This window comes from Micromonospora sp. NPDC003197 (assembly GCF_053590565.1).
Genome location: NZ_JBSFTE010000013.1, coordinates 123,007 through 136,524 on the forward strand (window position 1 = coordinate 123,007; position 13,518 = coordinate 136,524).

Here is a 13,518-nt window from a genome sequence, read left to right on the forward strand (position 1 = left end):
ATCGTGCTGATAGCGTTCGGCTGTCCGTCGACCGAACGACCGGGAGGGTGTGCTGGCTGTGACAGCGCCGGAGCCGACACTCTCCGTTGTCGTACCGATGTTCAACGAGGAGAGCGTCCTGCCGTTGCTCGCCCCCCGGCTGCGCGGCGTTCTCGACGGGCTGGGCGAGCCGTACGAGGTGGTGGCCGTCGACGACGGCAGCACCGACGCCACCCCGGCGGTCCTGGCCGGACTGCGCCGCAACTGGCCCCAGCTGCGGGTGATCCGGTTGCGTCGCAACAGTGGCCACCAGGCGGCCCTGACCGCCGGGCTGTTCCGGGCCCGGGGCGAGTATGTGGCCAGCATCGACGCCGACCTCCAGGACCCGCCGGAGGCGATCGCCGAGATGCTGGCGCTGGCCCGCTCCGGTGGCCTCGACATCGTCTACGGCGTACGGCGGGACCGCTCCACCGATTCGCCGTTCAAGCGGTGGACCGCCGGGCTCTACTACCGGTTGGTACGTCGCCTGGTCGGCAACAGCATCCCGGACCAGGCCGGTGACTTCCGGCTGCTCAGCCGAGCCACCGTGACTGCCCTGCGGGAACTGCCCGAACAGCGTCCGGTGCTGCGGCTGGTGGTGCCCTGGCTGGGCTTCCCCAGCGGGTCGGTCGGTTACGTACGCGAGGAACGGGCGGCCGGCAAATCGAAGTATCCGCTGTCGAAGATGGTGCGCCTGGCCACCGACAGCATCACGAGCTTCTCCGCTGCCCCGCTGCGCCTGGCCACCTGGTTCGGGGCCGGTGGGGTGGTGCTCTGCTCGGTGCTGCTGGTGATCGTGTTCGTGGCGTACCTGATTGGCCACACCGTCGCCGGCTGGCCCTCGCTCTACGTGGCGATCCTCTTCCTCGGGGCGGTGCAACTGCTCTGCCTCGGGCTGCTCGGCGAGTACATCGGACGGATCTACGTCGCGGTGCAGGGCCGGCCCAGCTACTACGTCGGCTCCGACACCTTGGCGGAGGAGCCGGTCGAGGAGGAGCCGGTCGAGGTGGCCTCGGCCGCCGCCGACGAGGAGTTGACCACCACCGCGCCCGGCCCGAGGACCGCCCGATGACCGCGACCACCCCCCACCCGAGCCCCACGCCCGCCGCCACCGACCCGTCACGCCCCGCCCCGGTCCAGTGGCAACGCTGGGCGCCGCTGATCGTCGGCGTCAGCTACTTCGTCGTCGTACTGATCGCCGCCGGCACCTCACCGGTGGATCTGATCCGGTACGCCGGCTACGTCGTACTGGCACTGACCCTGCCCGGCACCCTGGTCTACCGGGCGTTACGCCGCCGGCCACACACCCTGGTCGAGGACCTCGCCATGGGCACCGCCGTCGGGCTGGTGCTGGAGTTGCCGGCCTGGGCGCTCTTCGCCGCGCTGGGGATCGCCGGCTGGCTCTGGCTGTGGCCGCTGGCGGTGGTCGCCGTCTTCGCCGCCGTACCGGGCTTGCGTCGGCACTGGCTGGTCCGGGACTACCCGGCCCAGGCCCCGCTGGGCTGGTCCTGGTCGGTGGCGGGGGCGGTGGCCTTCTTCACCACCTATCTGTCGTCGGTCTTCCTCCAGCGCAACCCGATCCTGCCCACCGATGAGGGCACCTGGCAGTACGTCGATCTGGCCTACCAACTGTCCCTGGCCGGTGAGGCGAAGCACCAGTTCCCGTTGCACGTGCCGCAGGTCGCCGGGGAACGGCTGGACTACCACTGGTTCGGGTACGCCCACATGGCCGCGACCAGCCTGATCGGCCAGATCGACCTGCCGGTGGTGGCGCTGCGGCTGGCCGTACCCGGACTGTGCGCGGCGGCGATCGTGCTGACGGCGGTGCTCGGCTGGCGGGTCAGCGGCCGGCCGTACGTCGGGGCCGTCGCGGCGGTGCTCTTCTTCGTGATCGGCGAAACGAACTTCACCCACCCGGTGAGCATGCCGTTCGGCACCCAGGCGACCTTTGTCATCTGGCACGGCATGTCGATGATCTACAGCTGGGTGCTGCTGATCGCCCTGATCGCCGCGCTGGTGGACGTGGTCGACCAGCGCACCGACCGGCCGGTGCCACCGATCGGGCCGGGCGCGTTCGTACTCGTCGGGCTGTTGATGTTCGCCTCCAGCGGGGCCAAGGCCAGCTCGGTGCCGGTGGTCGCGCTCGCCCTGGCGATCACCGCGCTGGTTCTGTTGATCACCCGGCGCCGCATCCCGTGGGCGGTGGTGGTGGCCGGGGTCCTGGCCGGTGCCGCGCAGCTCTTCGCCACGGCGGTGCTCTACCGCTTCCAGGCGTACGGTGTGCAGATCGGCCCGTTGTGGAGCCTCGAAGCCTTCTGGGCCCGGCCGGCGGACCGCCCACTGTGGGCGCAGGCGCTGGTCGTGGTCGGCGTCTTGGCCGCTTTCCTGATCAACATGCAGCTGCGGGCCGCCGGGGTGGTGCCGCTGCTCTGGCAGCGACGCGGCCGGCTCGAACCAGGTCAACTGCTGCTGCTTGCCGGCACCGTCGCGGGGCTGCTCTTCTACCTGCTGGTGGAGCAGTCCGGCGGCGGCAACCAGTACTTCCTGCGTGCCGGGTTCACCTTCGCGGTGGTGCTGTCGGCCTGGGGTTATGCGCTGGTCTTCGAACGGGCCCGCCTGACCGTACGCGAGAAAGGCCTCCTGGGCGGCTTCGCCATCGGGTTCGCCCTGCTGCTGGTGGCCATCCAACTCGGCTACGCCGGCTGGGCGTCGGGGAACACCCCCTTCGACCAGCTGCGCCCGATGCTGAACTGGGCCCTCGGCTTGGCCGTGGTCGGGCTGGTCGTCGTCCTCGGGTGGCGGTCGGCGTGTGGATGGCAGCCGGCGCTGCGCGGGCGGGGCGGACTGGTCGCGCTCACCGCGATCCTGCTGGTCGGCACCCCCGGGCTGATCATGGACATGTACAAGTCGGAGCAGCGTCCCAACGGCGGTGCCTACGTCAACGTCCCGCTGCCCCGGTCCCGGGTCGAGGCGGCCCGGTGGACCCGGGAGCACAGCTCGCCCGAGGACGTGGTCGCCACCAACGTGCACTGCGTGGTCCGGGGCGACGGCTGGTGCGACGCGCGGGGCTTCTGGCTCAGCGCCTACAGCGAGCGCCGGGTCCTGGTGGAGGGCTGGGCGTTCGCGCCCCGGGTGGCGGCGCTGGGGGCGTACACCCCGTTCTGGGACGAGGAGCTGCTGCGGCGCAACGACGAGGCGTTCACCGCCCCCACCGCCGAGGGACTGCGCGAGCTGCGGGAGCAACACGGCGTACGGTGGCTGGTGGTCGACCGGTCGGTGAGCCCGGAGGCGAGCGACCTGCAGGAGTTGGCCCGGCTCCGGTTCGACAACGGCCGGATGGCGGTCTACGAACTGGGCTGACCGTCCCGGACCTTGGCTGGCCGACCCGGAAACTGAGCTGACCGCCACGAAATTGGCTGGCTGGCGCGTTGCCGGGCGGGCCAGGATGGCCTGGTGATCACTGCTGCCACCCCGCTGTCGTTCGAGATCGCCTCGCCGGAGGAGGCGCGGTCCCGGGTGGTGCTGCGGGCGTACTACCGGGACATCGTGGGCCGTTACTACGGTCGACCGGCGACCGAGACCGAGATCGACATGGTGCTGGCCGACGAGCCCAGCGACGATCTCCAACTCCCCTCCGGCCTGTTCTGGTTGGCGACCGAGGGACCGACCGTTCTCGGCTGCGCCGGGCTGCGGCTGCTACCCGATGCGGTCGGCGAGGTGACGCGGGTCTTCGTCGTACCCGAGGGGCGGGGGCGGGGGATCGGGGCCCGACTGCTGGCCGAGATCGAGCAGGCCGCCCGGGACCGTGGGCTGGCCCGACTCCAACTCGACACCCGCGACGATCTGGTCGAGGCCCGGCGGCTCTACGCTCGGCACGGCTACCGGGAAGTTCCGGCGTTCAACGACAGTCCGTACGCCGCGCACTGGTTCGCCAAGGACCTCGACTAGAGCTGCTTCGGGAACAGCTATTGCTGTTGGTGCAGCAAGAATCGTTCACAAACCCCGGTCATTCGGTGATCCACCTGCGCTAGCTCTCGTCTGCACCAGTGAGTGGCTTGCGCATCCGCATCAGCCAGAAGCTCGACGGGATTCGGGTGGCGTCGTCGATGATCTCGCCGTCCACCTCCTCGAAGGACTCCCGGGCCAGGGCGGTGAAGCCGGCCGGTTCGCGGACATGCTCGCCCCGGTCGTTGTCGGACATCCACCGGGAGATCCGGCCCTGACGGGGTTCGTAGCAGGTGTCGACGGCGATCACCCGGCCACCGGGGGCGAGGGCCCGGGCGGCCACCCGCAGCAGGTGTCGGGAGTCCTCGTCGGACAGGTGGTGCAGCAGCCCGAGCAGCAGCACCGCGTCGGCGGGCGGGATCTGCGACAGGTGCTCCTCACCAAAGACCTCGCAGTGGAACTCCGCACGCTCACTGCCCCAGCGATTGCGGGCGTGCTCGATGTAGCGCGGAGCGGTGTCGAAACCGTAGTAGCGCACCTGGGGAAGCCGCTCGAAGTAGTACGCCGGGCCGCAGCCCACGTCGATCACCGTGTCCCCGTCGGCGAGCGCAAGCTCGTCCAGACAGCGGTAACGCAGTCGGTCCGCGCCCAGTCCACGCTGCAACGCGACATAGAGCGGCACGTGACCGAGTAGACCCTTGACCGCAGCCAACATGCGCTTCTCCCCGAGACGACATCGATGATCAACGGCAGGTGTGCCGCATCGACGGAACCTACCACCGTTGACTGATGATCCGCTCAGTCGCGCCGGACGCCGGATATGCCCCACCGTCCTCGGCTTCCGAGCTTCACCGTCCTCGGTTTCCGAGCTTCACCGTCCTCGGCTTCCACGCTTCACCGCCCCCTCGGCTTCGCGGTCGTGTGCCCGATCCGCCAGGATGGACGGGTATGAGCGTGGAACCGGTGACTGTGGTCGCGCCCCGTCCGATTCGTCCGGCGCTGCTGGGGCAACGCTGGGACGACCTCGCCTTCCTGCACTGGCCGATCGACCCGGAGACGGTCCAACCGCTTCTCCCGGCCGGGACCCGGCCGGACACCGTCGACGGGACCACCTACGTCGGGCTGATCGCGTTCCGGATGGTCGGGCTGGGGCTGCCGGTCGGACCGGGGTTCCCCTACTTCGGCACGTTCTGTGAGACCAATGTTCGGCTCTACTCCGTGGACGACGAAGGTCGACGGGGCGTGGTGTTCTGTTCCATGGACGCGGCGCGGCTGCCGTTCGTACTCGCCGCGCAGGCGGGGCTGCGGCTGCCGTACAAGTGGTCGGCTATGCGGCTGGACCGCGACGGTGACCGGTACACCTACCTCTGCCGCCGTCGGTGGCCGGACGGGCGGGGTGCCACCAGCCGGATCGTGGTCCGGGCCGGTGCGCCGATCGTAGAGCCCAGTCCCCTGGAACACTTCCTCACCGCCCGGTGGGGCCTGCATGTGCGGGCGTACGGTCAGACGCTGCACCTGCCCAACGAGCATCCGCAGTGGCCGCTGCATCGGGCGGAACTGCTGGACTTGGCCGACGAACTGGTGTCGACGGCCGGACTGTCGAGCCCGGTCGGGCCACCCGTGAGCGTGCTGTACTCACCCGGCGTCCCGGTACGCTTCGGCCGCCCGGTGCCGGTGCGGAGCGTCCAGTAGTTGACGAACCCGGTCAGCGTTGGCCGGCTGCTGGTCCGCCCCAGCGTGCTCGCGCGGGGCGGACCAGAAGGTGGCGAAAGGAAACGGACTACGGCCGCAGGGCTGCGATCGTCGCCTTCGCCGCCTCGGCGATCAGCGCGTCGTCGTACTTCGCGTCCTTCTCGCTGTGGTCGGACATGATCGCGAGCACGATCGGTGCCCCGTTCGGCGGCCACACGACGGCGATGTCGTTACGGGTGCCGTAGGTGGCTGAGCCGGTCTTGTCACCGACGCTCCAGCCGGTCGGCACTCCGGCCCGGATCAGCTTGTCGCCGGTGGTGTTCCGACGTAGCCAGTCGACCAGCACGTCACGGTCCTCGGCGGAGAGCGCGTCGTCCACGGCGTACGCCCGGAGGTTGGTGGCGAAGGCCCGAGGCGTGGTGGTGTCCCGCTGGTCGCCCGGCTTGACGTCGTTCAGCGAGGTCTCCCGGCGTTCCGGATCGGTGACCTGGTCGCCGAGGTCACGCAGTGCCTTCTCGAAGCCCGCTGGGCCGCCGAGCTGGTCCAGCAGCAGGTTGCCCGCCGTATTGTCGCTGTACCGTACTGCGGCATCGGCCGCCTCGCGCAGCGTGATGCCCGTGTCCACCCGGTCCTTGGTGATCGGCGAATAGTCCACGAGATCGGCGGCGGTATAGCGGATCACCTGGTCGAGTTCGGCCGTCGTCGTCTTGTCCAGCACCGCTGCGGCGGCCAGTGCCTTGAAGGTCGACGCATAACCGAACCGCTCGTCGGGGCGGTGCGCGACGGTCCGCCCGGAGCCGGTGTCGACGGCATAGATTCCGAGCCGGGCACCGTACTTGGCTTCAAGCTGGCCAAACTCGGCACTCGTCGTGGTGGCCACCGCCGTGTTGGCGGCGGAGTTGGGGCCGGAACCAGCGGGCCCGTCGGTGGTCGAGCAGCCAGCCAACGGTACGAGCGCCAGCGCGGCGACCACTGCCAGCGCGTAGCGCCGAGGCGCGGGAACTGTAGAGCTGATCGTCATCTGTCGATGCTCCTTTTCTCTCCTGATGCGGATGAACCATCAGGTACCGGGCATCTCGCACCCGGTACGAAGGAGAGCTTCGCAGCGGTCGACGCATGCTGTCCAAGACAGAATCGCGCTGATTAATGCTGATTCGCGATAGCTAGACGTGCCGCGACGGTGATCAGATCACCTCGGAACGGTGATCAGCTCTCGTCGGGCCGGTGGGCGCGCAGCATGAGCGACACCCCCGGCAACGACTTCACCGGCAGGTAGCGCTCGGCGGTGATGATCGTCCGGAGGCCGAGGTTGACCACGCCAGGCAGCTCGTCCAGGTCGCTGCCGGTGGACTTGCGCCGCCGCCAGGCTGCCACCGAGCGCAGCAGCACGTTCCAGCTCCACAACTCGTCGATGACCAGGCCAGCCTTTTCGATGAGCGTGGTGAGCGATTCCCGGTCGTACCGCCGGACGTGCCCCACCGCCACGTCGTGCGCCGACCACAACCGCATGTCACACGGTACGGCGATCAGCGCGGTGCCGCCGGGCCGCAGCGTACGCCGGATCTCGGCGGCGGCCAGCTGGTCCTCCTCGATGTGTTCGAGGATGTCGAAGGCGACCACCAGACCGAGGCTGGCCGAGGGCACCGGCAGATAGCGGGCGTCGGCCCGGATCACGTCGAGTCCCCGCTCGGCGGCCACCTCGGCGCCTTCGGCGCTGTACTCCAACGCCAGGGGGCGCCAGCCGTGTGCCCGCAGGACCCGGGTGTTGCCGCCGCCGGCCGCCCCGATGTCCAAGGCCCGCTCCGGCCGCTGCCCGTTGGCCGCCAGCCGGCGCAGCGACCGGGCCAGCAGGGCGCGTCGCTCGCGGTACCACCAGTGAGTGTCCTCCAGCGCGGCGAGCTTACGGATCTCGGTGGCTTCCAAGGCGTACTCCTCGGCGGGTCGGCGGCGGTCCTCACCCTAACGGCCGGCGGGTCGTACGGCATAAACCTGGCTGCGTCCCGGACGTACCTCCTGGCAGACTCCGCCGGCATGGGAGAAGCGAGTGGATTCGACTACCTGGAACGGCCCGACGGGTCCGTGGTGATCACGCATCGGGGGCGGGTCGCGACCACGCTCCGCGGTGGGCGGGCCGACGAGTTTCTCGCCGAGGTCGACGACGACCCGCAGCAGGTGATGGCCCGGTGGACCGGTAACTACCGGCGGGGCAACGAACGCACCGCCAAGCAACACCCCCGCAACCGCCCCCGCTGAGGTGTTAGGAAGGGCCCCTTTCTATCGCTTTCTGTATAGGAAGGGGCCCTTCCTAACGAGTGGGCGCAGCGGCGGCGGGAATGTCGAGGAGGGCGAGGAACGCGGTTGCCGCCGGGGTACGACCGGCGTCACTCCAGACGACGTATTCGACGCGGGTCGGCGCGTCAGTGACCTCGATGGTGGTCAGGCCGGTGAGCTGCGGCACGTACGCGGAGGGGAGTAGTGCGATGCCGAGCCCTTCCCGGACCAGCCGGGCCATGAAGTCCGCGGTGGTCACCTCGAAGGCGACGTCCCGGCTGAGACCAGCAGCGGCGAAGGCCTGATCGGACTGGGCGCGTCCGGCGGTCTTGGCCGGCAGGTCCACGAACACCTCGGTGGAGAGCCGGCGCAGGGTGACGGTCGACTCGTTGGCGAGCGGGTGATCCGGCGCGACCACGGCGACGAGCCGGTCACGGGCGAGTTCATGGGAGTTGACACCCTGGGGTCGCGCGGTGGTCGGCAGTCCGAGGAAGGCGACCTCGATGAGTCCCTGCCTGACCTGCTCGACGAGTTCGTCGCTCCCGCCCACCCGCAGGTTGATGCGTACGTGTGGGTATCGCTGATGGAAGTCCCGCAGGGCGCCGGGAATGTCGACCGCGGCGACGGTGGGGATCAGGCCCACGGCGAGACGGCCGCGTACCTCCCCGACAGCGGCGGCGACCTCGGCGGCCGCGCGTTCGGCGGCGTCCAGGCACAGGCGTGCGGCGGGGAGGAACGCGGCACCGGCCGGGGTCAGCCGCACCCGGCGGCTGGTGCGCTCGAAGAGCTTGGCACCCAGTTCCCGTTCCAGGCGCGCGATCTGATGACTGAGGGCGGATTGGACGACCAGGCATCGTTCGGCGGCTCGGGTGAAGCTGTTCGTCTCGGCGACGGCGAGGACGTAACGCATCTGCTGGAGTTCCACAGATCTATCTTGAATCGTGATTGATCGGGTGACAAGCATGTGTTGGACTCATTGATCGTAACCGGGCGAGACTGCCAGGCGTGACAACTTCAGCAACATCGAAGGTTTCTGGCGGGGCCGGCAGTGCCTTCGGGGAAACCCTGCCTCGCACTCTCCTGACAGCGATAACTCCCATCGTCTGGGGCACGACGTACGTCGTCACCACCGAGCTGCTCCCGCCGGGACATCCGCTCTTCGCCGGTCTGTTACGGGCGTTGCCCGCCGGCCTGATCGCCCTGGCGATCAGCCGGACCCTGCCGCGCGGAGCATGGTGGGGTAAGGCCGCCGCGCTCGGCGTGTTGAACATCGGCCTGATCTTTCCCCTACTGTTCGTCGCGGCCGAACGCTTGCCCGGCGGCGTGGCCGCCACCCTTGGCGCGGTTCAGCCGCTCATCGTCGCCCTGCTGGCCGTCTCGGTCCTGCACGAGCGTCTTACCGGCTGGCGTCTCGCCTGGGGCGTAGCCGGTGTGGTCGGCGTCGGGATGGTGGTGATCGGGCCACAGGCGGCATTCGACATCGTCGGAATCGTGGCGGGCCTGGCCAGCGCGGCCACGATGGCGCTCGGCGTAACGCTCACCAAGCGCTGGGGACGTCCCGCCGGGGTCAGCCCCACCGCGTTCGCCGGTTGGCAACTCACCGCCGGAGGACTCTTCCTGGTACCCGTCACCTTCCTCGTCGAGGGGGCACCGCCCGCAGTGGACGCGCCCGCTCTCCTCGGCTACCTCTGGCTCGGTCTGGTGGGCGGTCTGATCGCCTACGTCCTGTGGTTCCGTGGCATCACCGCTCTGCCCATCACCGCTGTTGCCGTGCTGCCCCTGCTCTCCCCACTGGTCGCCGCGCTGCTCGGGGCCATCCTGCTCGGACAGACGCTCGGCCCGAGCCAACTCGTCGGGTTCGTCATCGCCCTCGGGGCGATCGTCGCCGGACAACTGCCAGCCCCTGCTCGCCGTACCTCAGTCTTCCCAGCACAACCCTGAAAGGATCTTGCGATGTCGAGCAAGAAGACCATCCTCGTTACCGGCGCGACCGGCGGCCAGGGCGGTGCCGTTGCCCGCCGGCTGCTCGCCAGCGCTTGGACCGTGCGCGCCCTGGTCCGTGACCCGGACGAGCCGGGAGCCAGCGACCTCACGGCGCTGGGCGCGGAACTGGTCGTCGGCGATCTGGACGACCCGGAGTCGCTGCGGGCAGCAGCGCGCGGCGTGTACGGCGTCTACAGCATGCAACCCGCCGACTTCGCCGACCCGCAGCCGTACGGCAGATGGTCGAGCTGTTCACCAAGGTCGACGGCATCCCCACTCGCTTTGAGCGGCAGCCGATCGAGCAACTGCGCGCCGAGGTCGAGGAGTTCGCGAAGATGTACCACTGGTTGGACGAGGAGGGGTATCGGGCCGACATCGCCACGCTCCGCCAGCGGTACCCGGAACTGCTGACCTTCGAGGCGTGGCTACGTATGAACCAGTAGCCCCGATTTGTCGTCCACCCACGGGCCGGATCTTGACCGGGACCCGTGGGTGGACAGCCTGTCGTTGGTGAGCCCCGTTTAGTGGGCCGGGGCGGGGGCCGGCTCCTCGGGCACCGATGGCGAGGTGGCGCGGGCGGCGGCGATCGCGGCCTGACCGGACGGCACCATGATCGCCACGATCATCACGGCGATGGTGATCAGGCCAGCCACGATCAGCAGGGCCTGAACGCTGATCACGTCAGCCAGCGGGCCGAAGACCACCATGCCGATCGGGGTGGCCAGGGCCATCACGATGCCGACGTAGCTGAAGACCCGGCCCTGCATCTCCGGCTCGACCGTCTCCTGGATCAAGGTCGTGACCGGGGTGGAGAAGAGCGGGACCGCGAGCCCGAACAGGAACATGAAGCCGTAGAAGACCCACAGGTTGGTGCTGAAGCCCAGCGCCACGGTGCAGATCGCGAAGGTGAAGGTGGAGACCAGGATCAGTCCGATCCGGCTTTGCTTGGCCAGCCAGGTGGCGATCAACGCTCCGCCGAGCATCATCCCGACGCTGAACGCGATCTCCAGTACGGCCAGCATCCACTCCTCCGTACCGAAGGTGCGGGCCACCATCAGCGGCGTGATGAACGACGGCGCAACGGTGAGCAGGAAGATGATCGCGAACACCAGCAACAGCCAGCGGACGATCCGGTGGGTCCAGATGTATCGCATGCCCTCGACCAGGTCCTGCCGGTAGGTGGTCGCAGCCTCGGCCGCCCGTTCCAGGGTGGGCACCGTGACCAGGGCCAGCAGCCCGATGCCGATCACTGCGGTGATCACATCCAGGAAGAAGACCGGCACCACTCCGAAGGCGGCGTAGATGGCGGCGGCTGCCGCCGGAGCCAGCAGGGCCATCGCGGAGCTGATGGTCTGGAACATGCCGTTGACCCGCATCAGCTGATCGGCCGGCACGATCTGCGGGATCATCGCCTGCACCGTCGGTGTCTGCACTCCGGCCCCGAAGGAGCGGACCGAGACCGCGAGCAGGATCACCCACAGATCCGTGACGCCGTTCAACATCAACATGGCCAGGACCAGGGTCGCCGCCGCGATGCCCGCGTCGGCCATGATCGTTAGCGTCTTGCGGTTCATCCGGTCGGCCAGTACGCCGCCGAAGATCGACACGATGCCCTGGGGAGCGAACGCGCAGACGGCGTAGAGCGCGACCGCCAGGCCGGACTTGGTCTCCAGCGTGACGTACCACATGACCACGTACTGGACGATCATCGAACCGAACAGCGACACGGTCTGGCCGGACAGGAAGAGCGCGACGTTGCGCTTCCAGTGCGGCAGTGCCGGCGTGGGACCGGTCTCGGGAGCAAGGCTTGTCTCGGACACGGTCTCCTCTATCAGGGCAGTCGGTCAGGGGCGGCAAGGATAACCGCAGGGTGTGACACCGCCGGGCAGTGGCGAACGGCGCAGCCCGGTGCCGAAGGCTGGTTCGTCCGCATGTCGACGAACGCTTCGATCGATCGATCCACCTCGGCAAGCGTTCCGGTCACGGCCGGGTGACACCTGGTGCGGCGGTTGATCTCCGGCAGCAAAAGGCTCCCACGGCGCTCCCAAGACCATACCGGCGTACGGATGGCCGTGCCTCGCATTTTTGCCGGAGCGACGGCGGCCCACCGAAGGGCGCTTTCCTCAGCGGGATGAGATAGCGGTCGTCGAGGTAGCTGGCGGTGCGAAGGTGGCGAGCGTCTCCGCCACGCTGGCGATGTGGATTCGCATCGCCTTCTCTGCCCTGTCGGGGTCACGAGCGCAGATGGCTTCGATGATGCTGAGGTGCTCCGGCAGCGACACCGCTGGTCGGCCCGGTAGCAGCGAGAGCCGGAACTGGTGCCGCACCAGTTGCCCGTTGAGCTGCTCGATGAGTCTCGTAGCGGTAGCGTGCCGCGCGATGGAGCGGACCTCGCTGTGAAGTAGTGCGTTCAGCTCGGAGTAGCGCGGCATGGCGCCGCTGTTCACCGCGGTCACCATTGCGGCGGCCAGGCCGCGAAGTGACGTTATCTGCGCAGCGGTGATCCGCTCCGCCGCGCGTGCCGCTACCAGCCCTTCGACGACGCGCCGGGTCTCGGTGATCTCGATTGCCTCCGCCACGGACACCTTCCGCACCCGGGCGCCCCGGTGGGGTTGCAGTTCGACCAGCCCTTCGTTCGCCAGTCGGGTGAGCGCATTGCGAAGGAGGAACCTGCTGGTGCCGTACTGCTTGGTCAGTTCGGTCTCGATCAGTCGCTGGTGGGGAGCGTAGTCCCCGCGCAGGATGGCGGCCCGTAACTGTGCCAGTAGGTTACTCATCGATCAGCTCGCGACAGAGTCTGTCGGCGGGCCTTTCTTCGCTAGCTGGACCAGTTCGTACACGTGGCTGCGGATGTCGGCGAATTGCGGCGAAGAGCGGGTCTGCAACTGACTGCGTACGTCTGGTAGGTCGACGCGGACATCCTCCAGTACGACGGTCGGCCGGTTGGACAGGACGATGACCCGCTGTCCGAGGTAGACCGACTCGTCGATGTCATGGGTGACGAACAGGACCGTGACCCCCAGCCGGTGCCAAAGGGTACGTACGAGATCTTCGAGGTCGGCCCGGGTCTGGGCGTCGACGGCGGCGAACGGCTCATCCATCAGCAGGACGCTCGGCTCGTACGCCACCGCCCGGGCGATTGCCACCCGCTGCTGCATGCCGCCGGAGAGCTGCCACGGATGGGCATCAGCGCGGTCGCGCAGCCCCACCGCGGTCAGGGCGGCGTCGACCTTGGCGGCGCGCTCGGCGCGGGACAACCCCTTCTCCTTCAACGGCAACTCGACATTCTTACGCACGGTCAGCCAGGGAAACAGGCTGCGCCCGTACTCCTGGAACACGATGGCCATGCCCGGGGGCGGTCCGGTCACCGTAGTGCCGTTGAGGCGTACCTGGCCTCCGGAGACATCGAGTAGCCCGGCGATGCAGCGCAGCAGAGTGGTCTTGCCGGCTCCCGAGGGGCCGACGATGCAGACGAATTCGCCCCGTCTGACAGCGAAGGTCAGGTCGCGTACGGCTTCGACGGTGTGGCCGTGCCCGTCGTAGGTCTTGGCGAGACTTACGACGTCGAGGGTGACGGGTGCGCTGGTGGTGGCGGTATTGAGAGTCACG

The 13,518-nt window shown here is 68.8% G+C and carries 14 protein-coding genes and 1 pseudogene; 8 read left to right on the forward strand and 7 right to left on the reverse strand.

Annotated elements, in window-relative coordinates; genetic code table 11:
- The first annotated feature begins 58 nt into the window (after positions 1–58).
- The 3 genes from ACWDV4_RS16770 (at position 59) to ACWDV4_RS16780 (ending at position 3,966) form a co-directional block, all read left to right on the forward strand.
- On the forward strand, positions 59–1,090 hold the full coding sequence (locus tag ACWDV4_RS16770) for a glycosyltransferase family 2 protein (protein WP_449979453.1): 1,032 nt from the start codon (positions 59–61) through the stop codon (positions 1,088–1,090).
- On the forward strand, positions 1,087–3,378 hold the full coding sequence (locus ACWDV4_RS16775) for a hypothetical protein (protein WP_449979456.1): 2,292 nt from the start codon (positions 1,087–1,089) through the stop codon (positions 3,376–3,378). Before ACWDV4_RS16770 ends, ACWDV4_RS16775 begins: the two co-directional genes overlap by 4 nt.
- 93 nt (positions 3,379–3,471) lie before the next feature.
- Positions 3,472–3,966 (forward strand): GNAT family N-acetyltransferase, encoded by a 495-nt coding sequence (locus ACWDV4_RS16780; protein ID WP_449979458.1) that lies wholly within the window; start codon positions 3,472–3,474, stop codon positions 3,964–3,966.
- Positions 3,967–4,045: 79 nt separating this feature from the next.
- On the opposite strand, the gene ACWDV4_RS16785 is transcribed toward ACWDV4_RS16780, so the two are convergent.
- Positions 4,046–4,678 carry a class I SAM-dependent methyltransferase gene (locus ACWDV4_RS16785; protein ID WP_449979461.1) on the reverse strand — a complete coding sequence of 211 codons (633 nt, stop codon included), beginning with the start codon at positions 4,676–4,678 and terminating at the stop codon, positions 4,046–4,048.
- 233 nt (positions 4,679–4,911) lie between these two features.
- On the opposite strand from ACWDV4_RS16785, the gene ACWDV4_RS16790 reads away from it, so the two are divergent.
- Positions 4,912–5,655 carry a YqjF family protein gene (locus ACWDV4_RS16790; protein ID WP_449979463.1) on the forward strand — a complete coding sequence of 248 codons (744 nt, stop codon included), beginning with the start codon at positions 4,912–4,914 and terminating at the stop codon, positions 5,653–5,655.
- Between the two features lie 88 nt (positions 5,656–5,743).
- On the opposite strand, the gene bla is transcribed toward ACWDV4_RS16790, so the two are convergent.
- Positions 5,744–6,676: a class A beta-lactamase gene (gene bla, locus ACWDV4_RS16795; RefSeq protein WP_449979465.1), complete on the reverse strand. Its 933-nt coding sequence runs from the start codon at positions 6,674–6,676 to the stop codon at positions 5,744–5,746.
- 185 nt (positions 6,677–6,861) lie between these two features.
- Positions 6,862–7,578, reverse strand: a complete 717-nt coding sequence (locus ACWDV4_RS16800; protein ID WP_449979468.1) for a class I SAM-dependent methyltransferase — start codon at positions 7,576–7,578, stop codon at positions 6,862–6,864.
- A gap of 108 nt (positions 7,579–7,686) precedes the next feature.
- On the opposite strand from ACWDV4_RS16800, the gene ACWDV4_RS16805 reads away from it, so the two are divergent.
- Positions 7,687–7,908: a hypothetical protein gene (locus ACWDV4_RS16805; protein WP_449979471.1), complete on the forward strand. Its 222-nt coding sequence runs from the start codon at positions 7,687–7,689 to the stop codon at positions 7,906–7,908.
- A 52-nt stretch (positions 7,909–7,960) separates the two neighbouring features.
- On the opposite strand, the gene ACWDV4_RS16810 is transcribed toward ACWDV4_RS16805, so the two are convergent.
- A complete protein-coding gene (locus ACWDV4_RS16810; protein ID WP_449979473.1) occupies positions 7,961–8,851 on the reverse strand; it encodes a LysR family transcriptional regulator in 891 nt (296 codons plus the stop codon).
- An 80-nt stretch (positions 8,852–8,931) separates the two neighbouring features.
- Here ACWDV4_RS16810 and ACWDV4_RS16815 point away from each other — a divergent pair, with 80 nt between their 5' ends.
- From ACWDV4_RS16815 to ACWDV4_RS16825, 3 genes and pseudogenes are all read left to right on the forward strand, one after another.
- Positions 8,932–9,867, forward strand: a complete 936-nt coding sequence (locus ACWDV4_RS16815; RefSeq protein ID WP_449979476.1) for an EamA family transporter — start codon at positions 8,932–8,934, stop codon at positions 9,865–9,867.
- Between the two features lie 12 nt (positions 9,868–9,879).
- Positions 9,880–10,056: pseudogene (locus tag ACWDV4_RS16820) on the forward strand (NmrA family NAD(P)-binding protein); the annotation flags it as partial.
- A gap of 92 nt (positions 10,057–10,148) precedes the next feature.
- Entirely contained in the window at positions 10,149–10,352 is a 204-nt protein-coding gene (locus tag ACWDV4_RS16825) for a hypothetical protein (protein ID WP_449979655.1), read from the forward strand.
- Positions 10,353–10,430: 78 nt separating this feature from the next.
- Here ACWDV4_RS16825 and ACWDV4_RS16830 read toward each other — a convergent pair whose 3' ends face one another.
- The 3 genes from ACWDV4_RS16830 to ACWDV4_RS16840 form a co-directional block, all read right to left on the reverse strand.
- The gene (locus ACWDV4_RS16830; protein ID WP_449979479.1) at positions 10,431–11,729 is read right to left on the reverse strand and encodes an MFS transporter; all 1,299 of its coding nucleotides are present in this window, start codon (positions 11,727–11,729) and stop codon (positions 10,431–10,433) included.
- Between the two features lie 303 nt (positions 11,730–12,032).
- Entirely contained in the window at positions 12,033–12,686 is a 654-nt protein-coding gene (locus ACWDV4_RS16835) for a GntR family transcriptional regulator (protein WP_449979482.1), read from the reverse strand.
- 3 nt (positions 12,687–12,689) lie between these two features.
- Entirely contained in the window at positions 12,690–13,517 is an 828-nt protein-coding gene (locus ACWDV4_RS16840; protein WP_449979485.1) for an ABC transporter ATP-binding protein, read from the reverse strand.
- Between the last annotated feature and the right edge of the window lies 1 nt (position 13,518).

Excerpts from the sequence above, each read along its gene's own strand:
- bla (WP_449979465.1), bottom strand. The coding sequence starts at position 6,676 with ATGACGATCAGCTCTACAGTTCCCGCGCCTCGGCGCTACGCGCTGGCA.
- ACWDV4_RS16790 (WP_449979463.1), top strand. The coding sequence starts at position 4,912 with ATGAGCGTGGAACCGGTGACTGTGGTCGCGCCCCGTCCGATTCGTCCG.
- ACWDV4_RS16835 (WP_449979482.1), bottom strand. The coding sequence starts at position 12,686 with ATGAGTAACCTACTGGCACAGTTACGGGCCGCCATCCTGCGCGGGGAC.
- ACWDV4_RS16775 (WP_449979456.1), top strand. The coding sequence starts at position 1,087 with ATGACCGCGACCACCCCCCACCCGAGCCCCACGCCCGCCGCCACCGAC.
- ACWDV4_RS16805 (WP_449979471.1), top strand. The coding sequence starts at position 7,687 with ATGGGAGAAGCGAGTGGATTCGACTACCTGGAACGGCCCGACGGGTCC.
- ACWDV4_RS16785 (WP_449979461.1), bottom strand. The coding sequence starts at position 4,678 with ATGTTGGCTGCGGTCAAGGGTCTACTCGGTCACGTGCCGCTCTATGTC.
- ACWDV4_RS16825 (WP_449979655.1), top strand. The coding sequence starts at position 10,149 with ATGGTCGAGCTGTTCACCAAGGTCGACGGCATCCCCACTCGCTTTGAG.